The sequence below is a fragment of the Bradyrhizobium agreste genome, assembly GCF_016031625.1.
Taxonomy (GTDB): Bacteria; Pseudomonadota; Alphaproteobacteria; order Rhizobiales; family Xanthobacteraceae; genus Bradyrhizobium; species Bradyrhizobium agreste.
In genome coordinates, this window is record NZ_JACCHP010000009.1 from 189243 (window position 1) to 208955 (window position 19713).

The following is a 19713-nucleotide window of genomic DNA, read 5'->3' on the forward strand; positions in this document are numbered from 1 at the left end:
CGTGGCACTATCTTATGCTTGGCAAGACGGGTGTCAATGCCGCCGGAAAGCCTCGCGAAACGCTGAATCCGTAGTCTTGCGGTGCCGATTTTGCGGGTTTTTTCACCACGGAACATGTGGACGCGAGTCGGCGGACTCTTGCGCGGGAGTCACGCCATATTGTAGCGTTTGAATTGTCAGATACGACATCTCGTGCAGCAGTTCTGATCCCAAAAGTCCTCATGTACCGGCGTGAACGTTCGGGCGTCTTGAGCGCGCCCGGCGAGCCTTAAGGGATTCTGACGGCACGGGTTTTTCAAGGCTTAAGCATTCGCTGCGAAGGCCCCAGGATGGCAGGCGCGCGGCGAGGGAAAGGGTGCAATGACGGTTTTGACCTGGTCCGATGATCGCGTCGAGCAGCTGAAGAAGCTCTGGGAGGCCGGACTTTCGGCCAGCCAGATCGCAGCCGAGCTCGGCAATGTGACCCGCAATGCCGTGATCGGCAAGGTGCACCGGCTCGGCCTGTCCGGCCGCGCCAAGAGCCCTTCATCGGCAGCGCCGCGGCCGCGCAAGGCACGGCCCGCGCAGCACATGATGCGGGTGACCCGACCCGTCGCGCGCGGCAACACCGCGCTCGCTCAAGCCTTCGAGGTCGAGGTGGAAGCCGAGCCGGTGACCTACGACAACGTGGTGCCGATGAGCCAGCGGCTGTCGCTGCTGGAATTGAACGAGGCGACCTGCCACTGGCCGGTCGGCGATCCCTCGAGCCCGGATTTCTTCTTCTGCGGCGGCAAGGCGCTCTCGGGCCTGCCCTACTGCGCCCAGCATTCGCGCGTGGCCTATCAGCCCGCAGCGGACCGCCGTCGTGCACCGGCGAAGCCGGGCACGCGGTGAGTTTGCGGATCAAGCTGATGGCAGCCGTCGCACGGTGACGGCTCAAATCACTCGGTGTCATCCCCGCGAAGGCGGGGATCCATAACCACAGGGCGCAATCGTTGCGCGAGATGGTCACTCCGAGTCTTCACCAAACGAAGTCCTGTGGTTATGGATCCCGGGTTCGCGCTGCGCGCGCCCCGGGATGACGGCCGAGATTGAAGCCGCGGCTCTCTAAACCAGCTTACGTCTGCTCGGCCTTGGCGAAGCGATCGTCCAGCGCATAGCCGGCGCCGCGGACGGTGCGGATCGGGTCCTGCTCGCGGCCGAGATTGAGCAGCTTGCGCAGGCGGCCGATATGGACGTCGACGGTCCGCTCGTCGATGTAGATGTCGCGGCCCCAGACGCTGTCGAGCAGCTGCTCGCGCGAGAATACGCGGCCGGGATGCTCCAGGAAGAACTCCAGCAGACGATACTCGGTCGGGCCGAGATCGATCGGCCGGCCCGAGCGCGCCACGCGGCGCTTGTCGCGGTCGAGCTCGATGTCGCCATAGGCGAGCACGGTGGCGAGCCGCTCGGGGCTCGCACGCCTGAGCAGGCCCTTCACGCGCGCGAGCAGCTCGGGCACCGAGAACGGCTTGACGATGTAATCGTCCGCGCCGGTGGCGAGCCCGCGCACCCGTTCGCTCTCCTCGCCGCGCGCGGTGAGCATGATGATCGGCAGCTGCTTGGTCTCGGGGCGGGTCCGAAGCCGCCGGCACAGCTCGATTCCCGACAGGCCCGGCAGCATCCAGTCGAGCACGATCAGATCGGGAATGTGCTCTTTGAGACGGGTGTCGGCGTCATCGCCGCGCATCACCGTCTCGACGTCATAGCCGTCGCCTTCGAGGTTGTAGCGGAGAAGCTCGGTGAGAGCTTCCTCGTCCTCAACCACCATAATGCGTGCGCCCATGTTGTCGTCGCTCCCTAGGTATTCGGCACCGTCGTGGCGAAGGTCGTCATGTCGCCCTTCGGCCGCTTGTCGGTGATCGCCTGGCCCTCGATCATGTAGAACACGGTCTCGGCGATGTTGGTTGCGTGGTCGCCGATCCGCTCGATGTTCTTGGCACAGAACATCAGGTGGATGCAGAACGAGATGTTGCGCGGATCCTCCATCATGTAGGTGAGGAGCTCGCGGAACAGCGAGGTGCAGATGGCGTCGACTTCCTCGTCGCCCTTCCACACCGCCATCGCCGCCGGCAGGTCGTGCGCGGCATAGGCATCCAGCACCGACTTGACCTGCTGCTGCACGAGGTCCGTCATGTGTTCCAGGCCGCGGAACAGCTTGAGCGGATGGAAATCCGTCTCCAGCGCCGCGACGCGCTTGCCCATGTTCTTGGCGAGATCGCCGATGCGCTCGAGGTCGGTCGCAACGCGCATGGCGCCGACGATCTCGCGCAGGTCGACGGCCATCGGCTGGCGGCGGGCGATGGTGAGCACGGCGCGCTCCTCGATGCGCTTCTGCAGCGTGTCGAGCTCGCCGTCGGTGGTGACGACGCGCTGGCCGAGCGCGACGTCGCGGCGGATCAGCGCGTCGACGGAATCGACGATCATGCGCTCGGCGAGGCCGCCCATCTCGGCGACCAGGCGGGTGAGCTCCTGAAGGTCGCTGTCGAAGGCCTTTACGGTATGTTCAGAACCCATGTTCCGTCTCCTCAGCCGAACCGGCCGGTAATGTAATCCTGCGTGCGCCGATCGCTCGGCGACGTGAAGATCTTGCTGGTATCGTCGAACTCGATCAACTCGCCGAGATACATGAAGGCGGTCTTGTCGGAGACGCGCGCCGCCTGCTGCATGTTGTGGGTGACGATCGCGATCGTGTAGTTCTCGGACAATTCCTGGATCAGCTCCTCGACCTTGGCGGTCGAGATCGGATCGAGCGCCGAGCAGGGCTCGTCGAACAGGATCACCTCGGGCCGCACCGCGACGGTGCGGGCGATGCAGAGCCGCTGCTGCTGGCCGCCGGAGAGCGACAGGCCGGAGGCATTGAGCTTGTCCTTGACCTCGTTCCACAGCGCGCCGCCGCGCAGCGCCTTCTCGACGCGGTCGTCCATCTCGGACTTCGAGATCTTCTCGTAGAGACGAATGCCGAAGGCGATGTTCTCGTAGATCGTCATCGGGAACGGCGTCGGCTTCTGGAACACCATGCCGACGCGGGCGCGCAGCAGGTTGAGGTCCAGCTTGGGGTCGAGGATGTTGGTGTGGTCGAGCAACAGCTGACCCTCCGCACGCTGGCCCGGATAGAGATCGTACATCCGGTTGAAGATGCGCAGCAGGGTCGACTTGCCGCAGCCCGACGGGCCGATGAACGCCGTGACCCGATTGGTGCCGAGCGCCAGATTGATGTTCTTCAGCGCGTGGTGCTCACCATAGTAGAAATTCAGGTTGCGCGCGGTGACCTTGGCGGGCGCCTCGGGCAGCGGCTGCGAGCCGGGATGAACGGTCGGTGCGCTGACGGAAACAGACATTTCACTCATTTTGCAGTCCTCTCGGCGCCAAGGATGCGCGCGCCAATGTTCAGGGCAAGCACGGTCAGGGTGATCAGCAGCGCGCCGCTCCAGGCGAGCTGCTTCCAGTAGGCGTAGGGGCTCTGCACGAAGTTATTGATGGTGACAGGCAGGTTTGCCATCGTCTTGTTCAGGCTGAGGCTGAAGAACTGGTTCGACAGCGCGGTGAACAGCAGCGGCGCGGTCTCGCCGGCGACGCGGGCGGTCGCGAGCAGCACGCCGGTGATGAGGCCGGAGCGTGCGGCGCGATAGGCGATCCGCTTGATCACCAGCGAGCGCGGCAAGCCGAGTGCGCTGGCGGCCTCGCGCAGCGGATTCGGCACCAGCAACAGCATGTCCTCGGTGGTGCGCACGACGACCGGGATCACGATGACGGCGAGCGCGAGGCTGCCCGCGATCGCCGAGAAGCCGCGCATCGGCACCACCACCGCGCCGTAGATGAACAGGCCGATGATGATCGAGGGCGCCGACAACAGGATGTCGTTGATGAAACGGATCACCGAGGTCAGCTTGTCGTTGCGGCCGTACTCGGCGAGATAGGTGCCGGCGAACAGGCCGAGCGGCGCGCCGATGCCGACGCCGAGCACGGTCATGATCAGCGAGCCGACGATGGCATTGAGCAGGCCGCCCTCGGTCGAGCCGGGCGGCGGCGTGTTCTCGGTGAAGACCTGCAGGTTGAGGCCGGTCAGGCCGTTGTAGAGCAGCGTGATCAGGATCAGTGCCAGCCAGGTGACGCCGAAGGCGGCGGCGGCAATGCAGAGCCCGCGGATCACGATGTCCTTGCGGCGGCGGCGTGAATAGATCGGGTTCATGTCACCTCCCCGCCTTCTGTTCCAGACGCAGCAGCATCAGCCGCGCGGCCGCGAGCACGAAGAACGTCAGCACGAACAGCAAGAGGCCGAGCAGGATCAGGCCGGACTGGTGCAGGCCGTCGCTCTCGGCAAACTCGGATGCGATCGCCGCCGAGATCGTGGTGCCCGGCGCGAAGATCGACGAGGAGATCCGGAACGAGTTGCCGATGATGAAGGTCACCGCCATGGTCTCGCCGAGCGCGCGGCCCAGCGCCAGCATGATGCCGCCGATGATGCCGACGCGGGTGTAGGGGATCACGACGCTGCGGACGACCTCCCAGGTGGTGCAGCCGACGCCGTAGGCGGCTTCCTTCAGCACCGGCGGCACCGTCTTGAACACGTCGACCGAGATCGAGGTGATGAAGGGCAGCACCATGATGGCGAGGATCAGCGCGGCGTTGAACAGGCTGAGATAGGACGGGGGACCTGCGAAGATCGCGCCCAGCACGGGAACACCGTCGAACACCCGGATCATGAAGGGCTGGAAGGTGTTGGCCAGGAACGGGCCGAGCACGAAGAAGCCCCACATGCCGTAGATGATCGATGGGATTCCGGCGAGCAGCTCGACCGCCATGCCGATCGGGCGGCGCAGCCATTGCGGGCACAGCTCGGTGAGGAAGATCGCAATGCCGAGACCGACGGGAATGGCGATCAGCATCGCGATGAAGGAGGTGACGAGCGTGCCGTACATCGGCCCGAGCGCGCCGAGCACCGGCGGATCGGCCGAGGGCGCCCAGCGCTGCGTCCACAGGAAGGAGAGGCCGTATTCCTTGATCGCCGGGAACGCACCGACGACCAGCGAGATGATGATGCCGCCGAGGATCAGCAGCACCGAGATCGCGGACAACCGCGTGATCCAGTAGAAGGTGACGTCGCCGAGCTTGAACGCGCTCAAGGCCTTGGCGCGATCATACGGACCGGCAGCATCAATCACATTGCTCTCGACAGCCATCTCAGCCACGCCGATCCCCTGTACCCGTTCTATTTACGCTTGTTGTTGGTGGCGCGCTCCGGATCGGCAGGAGGCCGATCCGGAGCGGAGATCTTGCAGCATCCCGGAACCGCATCCGGGACACGATGGCGCCTTAGCTCTTGATCTCGGCAGCCCAGGTCTTCTCGATCTGCTGGACGACGCTGTCCGGCATCGGGATGTAGTCGAGCTCCTCGGCCATCTTGCCGCCATTCTTGAAGGCCCAGCGGAAGAACTTGATGGCTTCCTGCGAGGCCGCCTTGTCGGTGGCGGACTTGTGCATGAGGATGAAGGTCGCCGCCGTGATCGGCCAGGACTTGTCGCCGGGCTGGTCGGTCAGGATGACATAGTAGCCCGGAGCCTTGGCCCAGTCGGCGTTGGAGGCGGCCGCCTGGAAGGCTTCGACGGTCGGCTGCACCGGCTTGCCGGCCTTGTTGACGAGACCGGTGTAGGTCAGCTTGTTCTGCTTGGCATAGGCGTACTCGACATAACCAATCGAGTTCTTGGTCTGGCTGATGTTGCCCGACACGCCTTCGTTGCCCTTGGCGCCGACGCCGACCGGCCACTCGACCGCGGTACCCTCGCCAACCTTGCTCTTCCAGTCGGCGCTGGCCTTGGAGAGGTAGTTGGTGAAGTTGAAGGTGGTGCCCGAGCCGTCCGAACGGCGGACCACGGTGATGGCCTCCGAGGGCAGCTTCGCGTTCGGATTGAGCTTCTTGATCGCGGGATCGTCCCACTTGGTGATCTTGCCGAGATAGATGTTGGCGAGGGTCTCGCCGTCGAACACCAGCTCGCCCGCCTTCACGCCCTCGAGGTTGACGACGGGGACGATGGCACCCATCACCATCGGCCACTGGACGAGGCCGTCCTTCTCGAGCTGCTCGGCCTTGAGCGGCGCGTCGCTGGCGCCGAAGGTCACAGTCTTGGCCTGGATTTGCTTGATGCCGCCGCCGGAGCCGATCGACTGATAGTTCAGACCGTTGCCGGTCTCCTTTTTGTAGGCGTCAGCCCACTTCGAATAGATCGGGAACGGAAACGTCGCGCCGGCACCGGTGATGTCGGCGGCAAGCGCCACCGTCGTCGATGCGGCGACCAAGCCGGCAGCGACCATGGTTTTGATGAAATTCATGCTGGTCTCCATACAGGGGAGCGAAGCGCCATCCGCGCCCGATCGCGCTCCCCGCGCCGCCCGTTTAGGAGCGGTCGGCTTTGCTTTTACGAAGGTTTCGTGACAGTTGGATGACAAACTCAAGCAATTGGAATTGCTTATGTTTTTGATCAAACTTGAGTCTTGGCCTGGGGAAAACAGGCGGTGAAGGTGGCACCCTGCCTGGGCACACTTTCGATCAAAAGGCGGCCGCGATGACGGTTAAGGATATGTTTCACCAGCGATAAGCCGAGGCCGGTGCCGCCTTGCGAGCGGCTGTCGCCGACATCGACCCGATAGAAGCGTTCGGTCAGCCGCGGCAGGTGTTCCGGTGCGATGCCCGGGCCGAAATCGCGGACCATGACCCGGATTTCCTGAGTTCCGTCAGCGGCGGCACTCGAGGTCAGCGACACGATGACGCGCCCGCCGGAAGCGCCGTATTTGAGTGCATTCTCGATCAGGTTCTCGAACAGGCGGAGCAGCTCCTCGCGGTCCCCCGCGATCATCACCGGCGGCTCCGGCAGGTGGATGTCCACCTCGACCTGACGCTCGCGCGCCAGCGGCTCGAGCCCGTCGGCGACCTGGCGGATGATCGGGACGAGATCGACCAGGGTGTCGGGCCGGACATGGGCCGACAGCTCGACCCGTGACAGCGACAAGAGATCGTCGATCAGGCGCGCCATGCGCGTCGCCTGGTTGTGCATGATGCCGAGGAAGCGCTCGCGCGCCTTTGGATCGTCCTTGGCCTGGCCCTGGAGCGTATCGATGAAGCCCGACAGCGCCGCCAGCGGCGTCCGCAGTTCGTGGCTGGCATTGGCGACGAAGTCGGCGCGCATCTCCTCGACCCGGCGCAGCGGCGTCTGGTCGTGGAAGGTCATCAGCATGCATTTGTCGGCACCGCCGAAGCTGGTCGGCACCGGTACCGGCGTGATGATCAGCTCCATCCATCGATCGACCGGAACGTGATCGAGATAGGTGGCGCGCCGCGGCTCGGTGGTCGCGATGGCCTCGCGCAGCGCCGTGATGATCTCCGGCGAGCGCAGCGCGAACTGGGCGAGCTCGTTCTTGCGCAGTGCCGGCGCGAGCTGGGCTGCCGCGGCGTTGAGGTGGATGACGCGGCCGGCCCGGTCGAGCAGCACCGCCGGATCCGGCATACCGGCGACCACCGCGGCCACTGCCGCGCTCTCGACCGGGTTGATGCGCCTGACGTCGTCCCGGGAGGTGGCCGGATCGTGCAGCCGCCACGGGATCAAGGCAGCCGCCGCGATGCAGAGGAACACGATTGCGGCGTGCAGCGCCGATAATTCGCCGAGCGAGACCACGACGGAGAGCGCCAGCGCCGCGGCGATCAGGATGATGGTCGAGTGCCGCAGCCGGTCGGACCAGGGCTGGGCGGAGGGAGAAGAGGGGGCGTCGATCGCCATCGGGGCGGGCTTCTCCTGGGGACTGTCCTTAAGGACCTGACACCGGTCAGGCGCCGCTGTCGCTGCGCTCTCTCACATAGGCGGCTTCGGGCGCCGGGCCGGGGTCCAGCTTGAGCGCCGCCTGTTGCAAGCGCTTCGATCGGGCGCCGATGATAACTTCTCGAAACGTCAGCAAGATTACAGATAGGACGAACGGAGACAGATAATAGAGGACGCGGAACAGGAGCATGCCGCCCAGCAGCTCCTCGCGGTCCATCTGCCAGAGGCCGACCAGCATGGCGGCGTCGAACACCCCGAGGCCCCCGGGCGAATGGCTGGCGAAGCCGAGCAGGGTCGCCGAGACGAAGATCACCGCGACCACAACGAAGCCGAGATTGGGCTCGTCCGGGACCAGCACATACATCGCCAGCGCGCAGAAGCCGAGATCGACGATGCCGATCGCGATCTGAAGCAGCGTCAGCGGGCCGCCCGGCAGCACCACGGTCCAGGGGCCGCGGCCGACCACCCGCGGCTGGGTCCAGACCCAGACCACGTAACCGATCAGGCCTGCGATGATCATCAGCGCCATCGTCCGGTTCAGCCAGGCCGGCAGCTGGTCGATCGAGGCTGCCGCCTCCGGATGGTAGGCGATGCCAAGGCCGAGCACCGCCGCATTGCCCAGCCAGAAAGTCAGGCCGGCGAGAAAGCAGATTTTTGCGACGTCGATCGCGTTCAGCCCATAGGCCGAATAGATGCGATAGCGCACCGCCCCGCCGGTGAAGACCGAGGCGCCGACATTGTGGCCGATCGAATAGCTGGTGAAGGCCGCGAGCGCGTTGATGCGATAGGGCACATGGGCATGGCCGATCGCGCGTGTGGCGAAGAGGTCGTAGAAGGTCAGCGTGAAATAGCCGGCAGCGACGAACAGCGCCGCCATCGCAATCTGGCTCGGCTCGGTGCTCTTGATCGCTTCGAGGACCTCGTTGAAATCGATGCCGCGCAGCATGTGGTAGAGCACGTAGCAAGCGATGCCGATGACCGCGATGCTGATCACAACTCCAAGCTTATGCAGGACCTGCTTCTGGCGCAGAAACGTCATCGCCCTGCGTATGGCTTCCAGCATCTAGACCTCGAACAACGCTTCAGCGGCCAGGGTGGCCGGCGGACAGGCGGACGCGCAGGCATTCAACGAACCCTCGCCGCCGGCGCCGGCATCGCGCATGCCCCCTGCCCCTCCACTAGCGCGTTTTTGGCCGAAGTGGAATTCGCCAATTCGAACAAAAACACGTGCCTTCAATATTTTAGGCAGGGTTGCGGCTCCCGGTGCAGGGTTTGGCGCTTTCGTCGGCAAGGCTTGGCGCGAATCTCCATCGCGATCCTGCGCAGGGGCCATGAAGTTTTGATGATTTCGGCCGCACAATGTTCCGTCACGCCTTAAGCTGACGTCAATCTATGGGGCCGGCCTGCCTGTTGAAAGAGGGCGACCGGAGCGGCCGGTCACGGTTTTCCGATCCGCCGGAAGGTCGCGGCGGACGCGCCCCCGGCCCTCGCGTGAAGGGTGCATAGCAACATCACACTGCGGCTGGCGGCGCGGTGCGCGCGACCACGCGGTCGCGCAGCCAGGCGCCGATGGTGCAGCCGACGAGGTAGCAGGCGAACATGATCAGGGCGAGGTCGAGCCAATAGCCGAAGCGACCGGGGACCACATGGGCGAGAGCGGCTGCGACCAGGGCGGCGGCAAGCACTGCGAGCCACCGCGCAGTCACCTTCGAGGTGCCGTTGCCGCGCTGGACCACCGAGATCCAGCCCATGCAGAAGCCCAGCAGCAGCGAGCCGATCAGCCAGCCCAGATGGAACGAGACGAGATAGGGCATCGTCACCTCACCAGAAATTCGATACGGCGGTTCTGCGCCTTGCCTTCATCGGTGTCGTTGCCGGCGACGGGCTGCGTGCTGCCATGGCCGACCGCGGTGAAGCGGCTGGCGGGAAGGCCCGCCCTGACCAGATAGTCGATCACCGCCTGCGCGCGCTTTTCCGAGAGGGCCTGGTTGAAGGAGTCCTCGCCATCGGCGTCGGTATGTCCGGCGACCTCGATATTGGTGGTGGGGCAGCGCAGCGCGGTCTCGATGAGGCGATCGAGGATACCGGCCGAGTCAGGATCGATGTCCGCGCGCTTGTTCGCGAAGCGGATCTTGCCCTTGGTCAGGAGCTCGGTGAACAATTGCTGGCACACGGTGCCGTCGACCGGGCCTGCCGCGGGCTTCACCGTGATCTCCGGCTTGTACTGCCAGTGCTTCGGGAAGTCCTTGCCGAGACCTGCGCGGATCTCGTTGGCGGCGCCCTCGTAGAGCGCATCGCCCGAGAGCTTCACCTCGCGGTCGGAGACGACGAGCGTGCCGGTCGACAGCCGCGACAGCGCGCCGAGCGCGGCGACGACCGCCGGGCTGAAGGAGCCGGGTGCGCCGATGCTGGCCTTGAGATTGTCGACGACCTTTTCGGTGAAGAACTTTCGCGAGGCGCTGGTGGCGATCATGGCGTGGACATTGTTGTCCGGAACGTAGCCGGTCAGCGTCACCGTCGCGGCCACCGGATCCTTGTAGGCCTGGAAGATGTAGGGCGGCGCCTTGATCTCGTTGGCCGCAATCGAAAAACCCTCGGGCAAGTTCTTCAGCGCAGCCGCGATCGCCTCACGGCCGCCGAGCTCGCGCGCCATGCCCGACAGATTGACCTTGGTGTCCGTGATCGTGATCTTGCCGTCCTTCAGCTTGCCGATCTGATCCAGCAGCAGCATCGCGGCGGCTTCGAACCGAGGTGGCGCCCCGCGCGCCAGCCCCATCTGGTCGGCAACCTCGACGCCGCCGACTTCCTTTCGGGCAGCTTCGGTCAGCCGGGCCCTCATCGACGGCAGCGGCGCGGAGCCCGACAGCGTCACCCGCACCACGTCGCGCTCGGCATTCCAGACGAAGGGCTTGGCCTCAGGTACAAGGCGGGTCCGGTCGTCGACCAGCCGCACGCCGGGCACCGTTTCGACCGCCATGACCGCGTCGCGGCGCCCCTCCTCGGAGAAGGCGTCGGCGGCGAGGCTGACGTCGCGGCCGTCGACCGCGATCCGGGTCTTGTCCAGAACGGTGTCCTTCAGCGCAGCCGAGCTGCGGGCCGACAGATCGGCCTCGACCGGTAAGGTATTATTCCAGGCCGCAAATCCCCACATGACGGCAAGGGGGATCAGCCCCGGCCACCATTTGCTGGCCCACGAGAAAAGCTTCTGCATTCGACGACCCGAACTCTGGAAACGGAGACAAAACAAACCCTTGGCAGGCTGTCAAACCGGAAATGGTCCTGTTCCGAAGGCCCGGCTGGGACAATTGGAATAACTTTTTCTTCAAGGGTTCTTCCGTAAGTTGAGGGTTGGAATGCCAAAGTCCCCCACCCGGTCATGAAACAACTGCGTAACAACGTCATCCGCGCCGGGCTGGGAGCACTCTACTTCAGCGGGGCGCACCACCTGTTGCGCCCGCTTTTGTCGGGCGTCGGCGCCATTTTCATGCTGCACCATGTGCGGCCGGCGCGCGAGGCCGCGTTCCAGCCGAACCGGCATCTCGAGGTCACCCCCGAATTCCTGCGCGCCACGCTGTGCCATTTGCGCTCGCGCGACATCGACGTCGTCAGCATGGACGAGCTGCATGAGCGGCTGGCGCAGGGCCGGTTCGACCGCCGCTTCGCCGCCTTCACCCTCGACGACGGCTACCGCGACAATCTGGATTATGCGCTGCCGGTGCTGCGCGAATTCGACGCGCCGCTGGCGGTCTATGTCGCGAGCGATTTTGCCGACGGCACCGGGCGGTTGTGGTGGACGGCGCTGGAGGCCGTGATCGCCAAGACCGAGCAGATCGAGGTGCAGATCGGCAATTCCGCGCTGCGGCTCGATGCGAGCACGCCAGCGGCGAAGCAGGCGGCGTTCGACCGCCTGCATGACTGGCTGCGCGCGTTGCCGGCCGAGCAGGATCTTGCACGCGAGATCGGGGCGCTGTGCAGGACTTACGGCGTCGACATGGAAGCGCTGTGCCGCAGCCTCTGCCTGTCCTGGGCCGAGCTGAAATCCTTTGCCGCCGATCCGCTGGTGACGATCGGCGCGCACAGCGTCAGCCATTGCAACCTCGCCAAGCAGGCGGAAGACATCGCCGCGCAGGAGATCGCCGCGAGCCGCGCGCGGATCGAGCAGGTGCTGGAGCGCCCCGTGCTGCACCTCGCCTATCCCTATGGCGACCGCGACGCCGCGGGGACGCGCGAATTCGCCCTTGCCGCATCCGCCGGCTTCAAGACCGCGGTGACGACGCGACCCGGCATGCTGTTCGCCGAGAACGCCGGCCACATGACCGCGCTGCCCCGCGTCTCGCTCAACGGCAATTATCAGGACGCGCGGATCCTGCCGGTGCTGACCTCGGGCGCCGCGACCGCGATGTGGAACGGTTTCCGCCGAATCGCGGCGGCGTAGCTGCTGCGTTCTCCGCTGTCGTCCCGGACAAGCGCGCCTTCCTTGACTCCCCTCCCCGCTCCGCCCAAAACCGGCGGCAACCAAGGGAGGAACGCATGTTCAACGATCTGTTCTCGCTCAAAGGCCGCATCGCGCTGGTGACCGGCGGCTCGCGCGGCATCGGCAAGATGATCGCGGCGGGATTTCTCAGCGCCGGCGCGGCAAAAGTCTACATCACCGCGCGCAAGGCCGGACCGTGTGAGGAGACCGCCAAGGAGCTCAGCGCGCGATATGACGGCGAATGCATCGCGCTGCCGATCGACATCTCCAGCATCGAAGGCTGCAACAGGCTGGCCGGCGAGATCATCAGGCTGGAGCCGAGGCTCGACATCCTCGTCAACAATGCAGGCGCGGCCTGGGGCGCCGAGTTCGACGAATTTCCGGAGAGCGGCTGGGACAAGGTGATGAACCTCAACGTCAAGGCGCCGTTCTTCCTGACCAAGGCGCTGGCCGGTCCCTTGCGTGCGGCGGCGAGCGCAGAGCGCCCGGCGAAAGTGATCAACATCGCCTCGATCGACGGCATCTTCGTCAATCCGATGGAGACCTATTCCTACGCCGCGAGCAAGGCCGGGCTGATCCATCTGACTCGGCGCATGGCGGTGAAGCTGATCACCGACCATGTCGTGGTCACCGCGATCGCGCCGGGCCCGTTCAAGTCCGACATGAACCGCGCCGCGCGCGACCACGGCGACGAGGTCGCAACGCGCGTGCCCGCGGGCCGCATCGGCACCGACGAGGACATGGCGGGCGCCGCGATCTATCTCGCCTCGCGCGCGGGCGACTACGTGGTCGGAGCGACCATCGCGGTCGACGGCGGCATCGTCTATGCGAATGCGGGAATCAAGGGCAGCGGCTGGGATAGCGATTGATCGGCGAGGCCCCAAGCAAAAATATCGAAAAACAACCCCATGCACAGTAGAAGGCGCCTTGATCGATAAGGGGTTTTTCGAGCGGCACGGAGACGACGATTGCAGCCGCGATGCGGTTGATACGTCGGGCAAAACACTTGTCGAGCTGGGCCGTGGACTCAAATCCATCGGTAGCGATGCAGGCACCGCGACATCCGCTTTCCGCTCGAAATGGGCCTTGGCGGTCGTAGAAGTGCGTGTCCGCTAAGGGGCCAGAACCGGACTATCGTTTGACAATCACCTCTGAGCTTGCCTTCGCGATCGCAGCTGGTCGCGCTGCAATCGCGGGCGCGGCTTGAAGAAGGCAACGTTTGGCCGGTTCCGACCACTCCCGGTAGAAACTTACAATGTTGGCATGGCCTCCTGGTTCGAAGACCGGCGGCGCGAGGCCGCATCAACGCTTCGAAGTCACCCAGGCCAGGAACGCGCCCGTGGCGTCGGCTCCGATTGCGATGCGCCCGAAATTGGGGATATCGAATGGCGCCCGAACTATTCGGCCGCCATGGCGCCCGATCTCGGCTGCGCATCGATCGACGTTATCGACTTCCAGATAGCTCAGCCAGTGCGGCGGGTCGCTATCGGGAACGATTCCGCGCATGTCGAGAATGCCGGCAACCGGCCTGCCCTCCACCTTGGCGATCCAGTAGGTGCGGTTCTGGTGGGCCATCGGCACGCCCTCGAACGTCCAGCCGATAGTCGCGGCATAGAACGCCTTGGCGGCCTCGACGTCACGCGTATAGAGTTCGTTCCAAGTGAAACTTCCATGCGTCACGAGTTCCTCCTTATCGCTACCGTTCACTGGCCCCGCTGCAGCGGCGCCCATCCAGAGGACGAACGAGACCAACCAGCGCCGACAACGCTTAACCGGGAAATCGGAGGGCAGGAAATCGCTGGCGCCCCTTTGGTCGGAAATGGGCCAGAAGCGGAAGCGATCATTCTATTTGGTAACCTCGTTGGCAGGTGCCAGAAGAACGGGTGGAACCGCGACATCGATCGCGCGTGTTATCAGCAGCGCGCGACGGGGTCATGCTGCTTGCGGAATGGGCCGTGAGGAAATCCAATTCGGTCAAGATCAGGCGCCGGAGAAGAAAAGGGGTGAAGGTCTACAGGGTCGTGCGGTGAAACGGCGATATCTACCTATTCCGCTTTCTCAACTCGCTTCTGCAAGAATTGCTCGCAGCGAGATTATCATGTGGCCCGCCACGGGCGCCTGTGCCACGCCTCAACAGCGCGGACGCAAATCCGCCGCGTGATCCTTCCTTCAGTCGGAGCGCTTGCGGCCGGCGAGTCCGGCGAAAATCGAGAAGAACAGGACGTTGTAGAGCACGCCAAAGAGAATCTGCACGCAAACGACGAATCGTGCCCATTCTGATCTCGGCACGATGTCCCCATAGCCGGTCGTCGTCATCGTGACGATACTGAAATAGAACGCCTTGCCGAGCGCCAGTTCGGTGGAAAAGGCCCCAGCGTCGCGGCGCACCATATAGACGTAGAGCACGGCAAAGCAGAACGCTGCCAGCGCGTAAGCGGCGGTGAGGTCCGCAAGAATCCGCCAGATCGGCGTGCGCGCCAGATAGCGGCCGCTGTCCGCGCCATAGATCCCCTGTAGGGTATGGAAGATGCGCCAAGCCAGATAAAGCCAAATGATGAAAACGCCGAGCTTGGCCGCCTCCCCCGCAAAGATCGTGACGGCGTTCTCGGGCAGAAAGCGCGGCACCGCCGCTTCGACCAGCAAGCCGAGGACGCTCGCGGCAATGACGACGGGCACCGCTATTCGGAACCGGCGGCCGGGAGCGGTCTTTGCGGTGCTCATGTGCGTTCTCACCTCTTCACGAGCGTGCCGATCCCGGCGGGATCACATAGAGCGTCATCGCGAATATGGCGTAGACCAGCAGGAGCAGGACGCCGACGAACCATGCGGAACGGCCGGAGTTGGTCACGAGGCAGCAGGTGACGGTCGCTATCATCATCATGACAACCGCACCGGGCCAGAACTGCAGGTCCATCGGCGTCGGACCGATGGCATAGCTGAGGATCATCAGCACCGGGGCCACAAACAGCGCGATCTGCGAGGCGCTGCCAAGCGCGATGGCGACGCTCATATCAAGCCGGTTCTGGCGGGCCGCCGAAAACGCCACCGCCATTTCCGCTGCGCCGCCGACCAGCGCCACGACGATGAAGCCGATGAATGCGGGGCTCATCCCCAGCATTCGTCCGGCCTCCTGCACCGAGGCGACAAATATCTCGCTGACCAGTGCGACGAGAACCGTGACGACGATCAGTGTGACGACGGCGAGCCCGATCGGCCAGTGCGCGGCCTCGTCCTTGCCGTTATGATCCTTCGCTGCGAAGAAATCCTTGTGCGTCCTTAGCGAAAACAACAGGCTTGATCCGTAGGCAGCAATCAGCAGGCCCGAAAGCCCCGTGCTTAGTTTACGCAGGACCTGTTCGCCCTGCGCCAATTCGAAATTGCTGATTGCCGCAGGCGCAAGCAGCGCGACAGTCGCCGCCAGCAGCAACGCCGAATGCAGCCGTGCGCCGGCGCGATTGTATTCCTGGACGTGATAGCGCAATCCGCCGAGCAGGAAACAGGCACCCAGCATGAACAGCGAGTTGGCAACGATGGCGCCTGCGATGGACGCCTTCACCAGCACATGCTCTCCGGCGTGAAGCGCCGCGATCGCTATGATCAGCTCGGTCAGGTTTCCCAACGTTGCATTGAGCAGACCGCCGATCGCATCTCCCGTCTGCTCTGCGACGCTTTCGGTGGCATGACTGAGCAGCGCGGCAAGCGGTACGATTGCGAGCACCGCGAGCACGAACAGCACTAGATGTGCAGACGGAGCCAGACTTTCGGTCGCCAGCACGACGGGCACGAAGACCAGCATCCAGAGCAACGGACTATCGCGGATTTCCTTCAGCAGAGGCGTCATCTTCTGTCTGTCTGGTATAGGCGCTATTGCCGACGGCGAGGACGGTGATGATCAACACCACGCCCATCACAACCATAAGCACGTCGGTAAACCCGGGTGCTGTGATGAAGATCGGCAGTTGGTGCGGTGCAGCGGAATGGATCGATGTGTTCAACCGACCCTCCCTCGGTAGGAGTAACCTCGAGCACGACGGCAACCCGCGAACGCCCCCGAGGCGACGGCATCAGGAAAATCTGCCAAGTATCGCCGGCCATTACAATGTTCTACGCCACGCGGCAGCCCTTTCTGCTGCGGTCGCTGTGTCAGCCCGTCTCGCGGCATGCAGACGAGCGCGGGTAAATTGCATCGGAAGCAGCGCCACGCCTGACCGTTGGGCCCATCGGGCTGCCGCAGCAGAACGGGTGAGAGCGTCAGGGTGCGATCAATAGGGAGATTGATGCGGGCACACCCAGTTGCCGTAAGTGTCGCGATAGCAGCGGCTGTTGTAGTAGCCGTAAGCCGCAGCGCCAGCCGCGGCGGCACCGTAAGCCGCCCCGCGGTAGACGCCTCTGCGGACGGCCGTGCGCGCTACCGGATGACCGGGTATCGTTCGATGGACGTGCCTGACGTGAGCGACCCTGGCACCGCCCGCATGGACCCGAACGCCACCACCACGGCGCGCCAGCGCCTCATCTGGAATCAAGCTTGCGCAGAAGAGCAAGAACGCTGCCAGACCGATAAGAGGGTAACGAAGCATGGTCTGTCCTCCTGACGATTGGGTCTTGTGCACCTCATCGCCGGGCCTGCTCGCCACCGCCCCGCAGCACGTCATTTGCCGAGGGTGCCGCGTTGTGAGCGAAACAGCACCCGACAGAGAATTTCATGCTCTCCCAGTTTGCGTTCGAGGTCAATCAATGGTCCTGACATTTGGCCCCAGGCTGAACGCGGCAGGGCCATCGTGCTGCGTTCAAGCCGGCTCCTGACAACCCTAGCAAAATTGGGCATGACAGCGCGGTCTTGCAGGTTTGGAGTGGGGCGCGTTGAGACAAATGGAGGCAATTATGCGCGAGCTGTTTCGGGCAACAGGCGTAAGACTGCTCGATCAAGACGGCCTGAAAGACCTATTCGACCACGTCAGAAATCTTCTTATGGCGACCGTAATCATCGCTGCGGGCTCCCACGTCATCAAGCAGGCTGTTTCCATTGAACTGCTTGGTGTTCTCTATGACGAGTTCGCAGGATACGTCGTGTTAGCGATCGGGGCGCTGCTCGCGGTCCTCAATGCATTGAACGGATTGCATCGACTCAACAAGCAGCAGTGGCATATGGGAATCCGAATTGCCGTAATAGTTCTGTACGTTGTTGCAACCGTGCGCCTGATTCAGTTCGTCGTCGCGTTCCGGACGGGCTAGTGACGCGGCCGCCTTGCCTTAGGGTACCGCGCCGTCAAATTACGAGATTGAAGAAGCAGGGTCTGAGCGGGTGAGAGTCCTTCACACCGAAGTCCGTTCTGGGTCAAAATCAGCGGTCGAGACCGTTGCGAGCCGCTTCCGGTCTATCCTCGACAGCCGAGGCTTGGGTGAGCATCAACTAGGCAGCCTCGGGCCATTCGCGTCGATGAAGCCGCGGTTCGGCTAGGTCCGGGTTAGCTCTGATGCCCGACCTGCCAACAAATATTTGGAAATAATCGGCAAGGGCCATGGGCCGACGCAGTCCATTTGAGCAACGAGCCTTTATGCCAATAAATAAACTTCGCCTCTGAAGACAATCAGATGAAAGAATGATGCGCATTGGGACAGTGCGACTGTCGGATTACATCCCTTGCACCAATGGAGGTTTGAGCATTCACTCGACGATGATGTGAAGCTACCGCAAATCGTTTTCCAATTTGCCTGCGCTTTCACAGGGTGAAGTGATGAAGCGCCGCCTCGGCGTGTGGCGTGTGTGATGGTTAGTGAACAGGAGAGGCATGCGCTGTCAGGTCCACCTAACTGATGTGGCATGACCCAAACGCGCAGCCTCATGCGCGCCACCCTGCACTTTCAAAGGTCAACAAGCGGGAGGAGAACAATGAGCACCTGGCTTAGTGAGCGAGAACAGCGTCTCGTCGCGGGCGCGGAGGTGGCATCGGCGGCACTGCCGATTCCGACCCAGATTGTTTCCAACGGCGAGTATCTCCCGCCCCCGCAGAGCGCTACGCAAAAGAAGGTCGAGGCTCGGATCAACGAGCTCGCCGACGTGAACGGCAAACACCTCGGCTTGAGCCGCAGGCAGTTCCTGCACACGAGCTGCGGCATGGCGGCAGCGTTCCTCGCCATGAACGACATCTACGGCAATGTCTTCCAGGTTGCGTCCGCCGAAGCCCGCGAGCCAGAGCTGATGCTGGCCCGGGCGCAAAGCCTCGCCGACCAGTTCATCTTCGACGTCCAGACCCATTTCGTGCGCGACGACTTCGACCACAAGGAGCTCTTGGGCTTAGGCGAGTTCGCAAGCCAGCACTGGAACCCGAAGATGAAGGAGGAAGGCGTCTCCTCCCTCGCTCGCTACAAGTTCCAGAACTACGTGAAAGAGATCTACTACGATAGCGATACCAACATGGCGCTCCTGAGCGGCGCGCCGTTCGACGACCCGAGCTGGTGGCTTCTGTCCAACGAGCAGATCGTCAAGGCGCGCGAGCTGATCAACGACTTCGCCGGCTCGCGGCGCCTCTTGGCGCACAGCGTCATCACCCCGAAACAACCCGGGTGGATGGACGAGGTCGACAAGGCCATCGCAGTTTATAAGCCCGATTCCTGGAAGTCTTACACGATCGGCGACCCGCTGGCGCCCTCCAAGTTCCCATGGCGGCTCGACGACGAACAGCTGATGTATCCGTTCTACGAGAAAGCGGTGAAGGCGGGCATCAACACGCTGTGCGTCCACAAGGGGCTGCTGCCACCCGACTACGAGAAGTCTTTTGCCGGGGTGTGGGAATACGCAACGGCCTGGGACATCGGAAAAGCCGCCAAGGATTGGCCACAGATGAACTTCGTGATCTACCACTCGGCGCTACGACCTTTCCTTGAGCTGCCGGACAAGGCATGGGCAGAGTTCGAGCAGACGGGCCGCATCCAATGGGCTACCGATCTCGCGGAAATCCCGCAGAAGTTCGGCGTCACCAACGTCTATGCCGAGCTTGGCACTTCCTTTGCCAACTCGGCGGTGGCGCATCCGAAGTTCTGCGCCGCGCTGGTCGGCACGTTGATCAAGGGCATGGGCGTCGACCACGTGATGTGGGGCACCGACTCGGTCTGGTACGGCTCACCGCAGTGGCAGATCGAGGCGCTGCGCCGGCTCGAAATTCCGGAGGACATGCAAAAGAAGTACGCCTTTGCGCCGCTCGGCGACGCCAACAGCGCCACCAAGCAGCAGATCTTCGCCGGCAACGCAACCAGGTTCTACAAGATCAAGCTGAAGGCCGCCGACAACACCGGGATGCCTGCCTATTCCGAGGACCGCCTCGCGGCGCTCAAGAACGAGTACACACAGGCGGCGAAGCAACCCTCGAACTTGCGTTACGGCTACGTGCGCGCCGCGTAAGCGAACGGCGC

20 protein-coding genes are annotated in these 19713 nt (G+C 63.7%); 6 read left to right on the forward strand and 14 right to left on the reverse strand.

The features are described from left to right. Positions 1 to 360: 360 nt before the first annotated feature. Positions 361 to 873 (forward strand): GcrA family cell cycle regulator, encoded by a 513-nt coding sequence (locus HZZ13_RS15780; RefSeq protein WP_024337097.1) that lies wholly within the window; start codon positions 361 to 363, stop codon positions 871 to 873. A 223-nt stretch (positions 874 to 1096) separates the two neighbouring features. Here the strand turns inward: HZZ13_RS15780 and phoB are convergent, their stop codons facing one another. The 10 genes from phoB to HZZ13_RS15830 all read right to left on the reverse strand — a co-directional run bounded on the left by phoB (position 1097) and on the right by HZZ13_RS15830 (position 11040). Further along, positions 1097 to 1804, reverse strand: coding sequence for a phosphate regulon transcriptional regulator PhoB (gene phoB / locus HZZ13_RS15785; RefSeq protein WP_008143479.1), 708 nt, complete (start codon positions 1802 to 1804; stop codon positions 1097 to 1099). A 14-nt stretch (positions 1805 to 1818) separates the two neighbouring features. Then, positions 1819 to 2535, reverse strand: coding sequence for a phosphate signaling complex protein PhoU (gene phoU / locus HZZ13_RS15790; protein WP_197960477.1), 717 nt, complete (start codon positions 2533 to 2535; stop codon positions 1819 to 1821). Positions 2536 to 2546: 11 nt separating this feature from the next. After that, the gene (gene pstB, locus HZZ13_RS15795) at positions 2547 to 3368 is read right to left on the reverse strand and encodes a phosphate ABC transporter ATP-binding protein PstB (protein ID WP_197960478.1); all 822 of its coding nucleotides are present in this window, start codon (positions 3366 to 3368) and stop codon (positions 2547 to 2549) included. Beyond that, complete coding sequence (pstA, locus tag HZZ13_RS15800; protein WP_197960479.1) at positions 3365 to 4210, reverse strand: phosphate ABC transporter permease PstA; 846 nt, start codon at positions 4208 to 4210, stop codon at positions 3365 to 3367. The genes pstB and pstA overlap by 4 nt, the downstream gene beginning before the upstream one ends. A 1-nt stretch (position 4211) precedes the next feature. Further along, entirely contained in the window at positions 4212 to 5201 is a 990-nt protein-coding gene (pstC, locus tag HZZ13_RS15805) for a phosphate ABC transporter permease subunit PstC (protein ID WP_197960528.1), read from the reverse strand. A gap of 133 nt (positions 5202 to 5334) precedes the next feature. Further along, entirely contained in the window at positions 5335 to 6348 is a 1014-nt protein-coding gene (gene pstS / locus HZZ13_RS15810) for a phosphate ABC transporter substrate-binding protein PstS (protein WP_197960480.1), read from the reverse strand. Positions 6349 to 6497: 149 nt separating this feature from the next. Further along, a complete protein-coding gene (locus HZZ13_RS15815) occupies positions 6498 to 7790 on the reverse strand; it encodes an ATP-binding protein (RefSeq protein ID WP_197960481.1) in 1293 nt (430 codons plus the stop codon). A gap of 46 nt (positions 7791 to 7836) precedes the next feature. Next, the gene (locus HZZ13_RS15820) at positions 7837 to 8892 is read right to left on the reverse strand and encodes a lysylphosphatidylglycerol synthase domain-containing protein (protein WP_197960482.1); all 1056 of its coding nucleotides are present in this window, start codon (positions 8890 to 8892) and stop codon (positions 7837 to 7839) included. A gap of 448 nt (positions 8893 to 9340) precedes the next feature. Beyond that, the gene (locus HZZ13_RS15825; protein WP_197960483.1) at positions 9341 to 9643 is read right to left on the reverse strand and encodes a hypothetical protein; all 303 of its coding nucleotides are present in this window, start codon (positions 9641 to 9643) and stop codon (positions 9341 to 9343) included. A gap of 2 nt (positions 9644 to 9645) precedes the next feature. Further along, entirely contained in the window at positions 9646 to 11040 is a 1395-nt protein-coding gene (locus tag HZZ13_RS15830) for an OmpA family protein (RefSeq protein ID WP_197960484.1), read from the reverse strand. Between the two features lie 165 nt (positions 11041 to 11205). On the opposite strand from HZZ13_RS15830, the gene HZZ13_RS15835 reads away from it, so the two are divergent. The 3 genes from HZZ13_RS15835 to HZZ13_RS15845 all read left to right on the forward strand — a co-directional run bounded on the left by HZZ13_RS15835 (position 11206) and on the right by HZZ13_RS15845 (position 13419). Beyond that, a complete protein-coding gene (locus HZZ13_RS15835; protein WP_197960485.1) occupies positions 11206 to 12264 on the forward strand; it encodes a polysaccharide deacetylase family protein in 1059 nt (352 codons plus the stop codon). Positions 12265 to 12359: 95 nt separating this feature from the next. Beyond that, the gene (locus HZZ13_RS15840; protein WP_197960486.1) at positions 12360 to 13172 is read left to right on the forward strand and encodes an SDR family oxidoreductase; all 813 of its coding nucleotides are present in this window, start codon (positions 12360 to 12362) and stop codon (positions 13170 to 13172) included. Positions 13173 to 13230: 58 nt separating this feature from the next. Further along, on the forward strand, positions 13231 to 13419 hold the full coding sequence (locus HZZ13_RS15845; protein WP_197960487.1) for a hypothetical protein: 189 nt from the start codon (positions 13231 to 13233) through the stop codon (positions 13417 to 13419). Between the two features lie 186 nt (positions 13420 to 13605). On the opposite strand, the gene HZZ13_RS15850 is transcribed toward HZZ13_RS15845, so the two are convergent. The 4 genes from HZZ13_RS15850 to HZZ13_RS15865 form a co-directional block, all read right to left on the reverse strand. Continuing rightward, entirely contained in the window at positions 13606 to 13983 is a 378-nt protein-coding gene (locus tag HZZ13_RS15850) for a VOC family protein (RefSeq protein WP_197960488.1), read from the reverse strand. Between the two features lie 489 nt (positions 13984 to 14472). Continuing rightward, positions 14473 to 15024 carry a potassium channel family protein gene (locus HZZ13_RS15855; protein ID WP_197960489.1) on the reverse strand — a complete coding sequence of 184 codons (552 nt, stop codon included), beginning with the start codon at positions 15022 to 15024 and terminating at the stop codon, positions 14473 to 14475. Between the two features lie 16 nt (positions 15025 to 15040). Further along, positions 15041 to 16144: a calcium/proton exchanger gene (gene cax, locus HZZ13_RS15860; protein WP_197960490.1), complete on the reverse strand. Its 1104-nt coding sequence runs from the start codon at positions 16142 to 16144 to the stop codon at positions 15041 to 15043. Continuing rightward, positions 16113 to 16298 (reverse strand): hypothetical protein, encoded by a 186-nt coding sequence (locus HZZ13_RS15865; RefSeq protein ID WP_197960491.1) that lies wholly within the window; start codon positions 16296 to 16298, stop codon positions 16113 to 16115. The genes cax and HZZ13_RS15865 overlap by 32 nt, the downstream gene beginning before the upstream one ends. Positions 16299 to 17184: 886 nt before the next feature. Here HZZ13_RS15865 and HZZ13_RS15870 point away from each other — a divergent pair. Both HZZ13_RS15870 and HZZ13_RS15875 read left to right on the forward strand, forming a co-directional pair. Next, on the forward strand, positions 17185 to 17535 hold the full coding sequence (locus HZZ13_RS15870) for a hypothetical protein (protein WP_197960492.1): 351 nt from the start codon (positions 17185 to 17187) through the stop codon (positions 17533 to 17535). Positions 17536 to 18145: 610 nt separating this feature from the next. After that, a complete protein-coding gene (locus HZZ13_RS15875; RefSeq protein WP_246504444.1) occupies positions 18146 to 19702 on the forward strand; it encodes an amidohydrolase family protein in 1557 nt (518 codons plus the stop codon). Positions 19703 to 19713 lie beyond the last annotated feature (11 nt).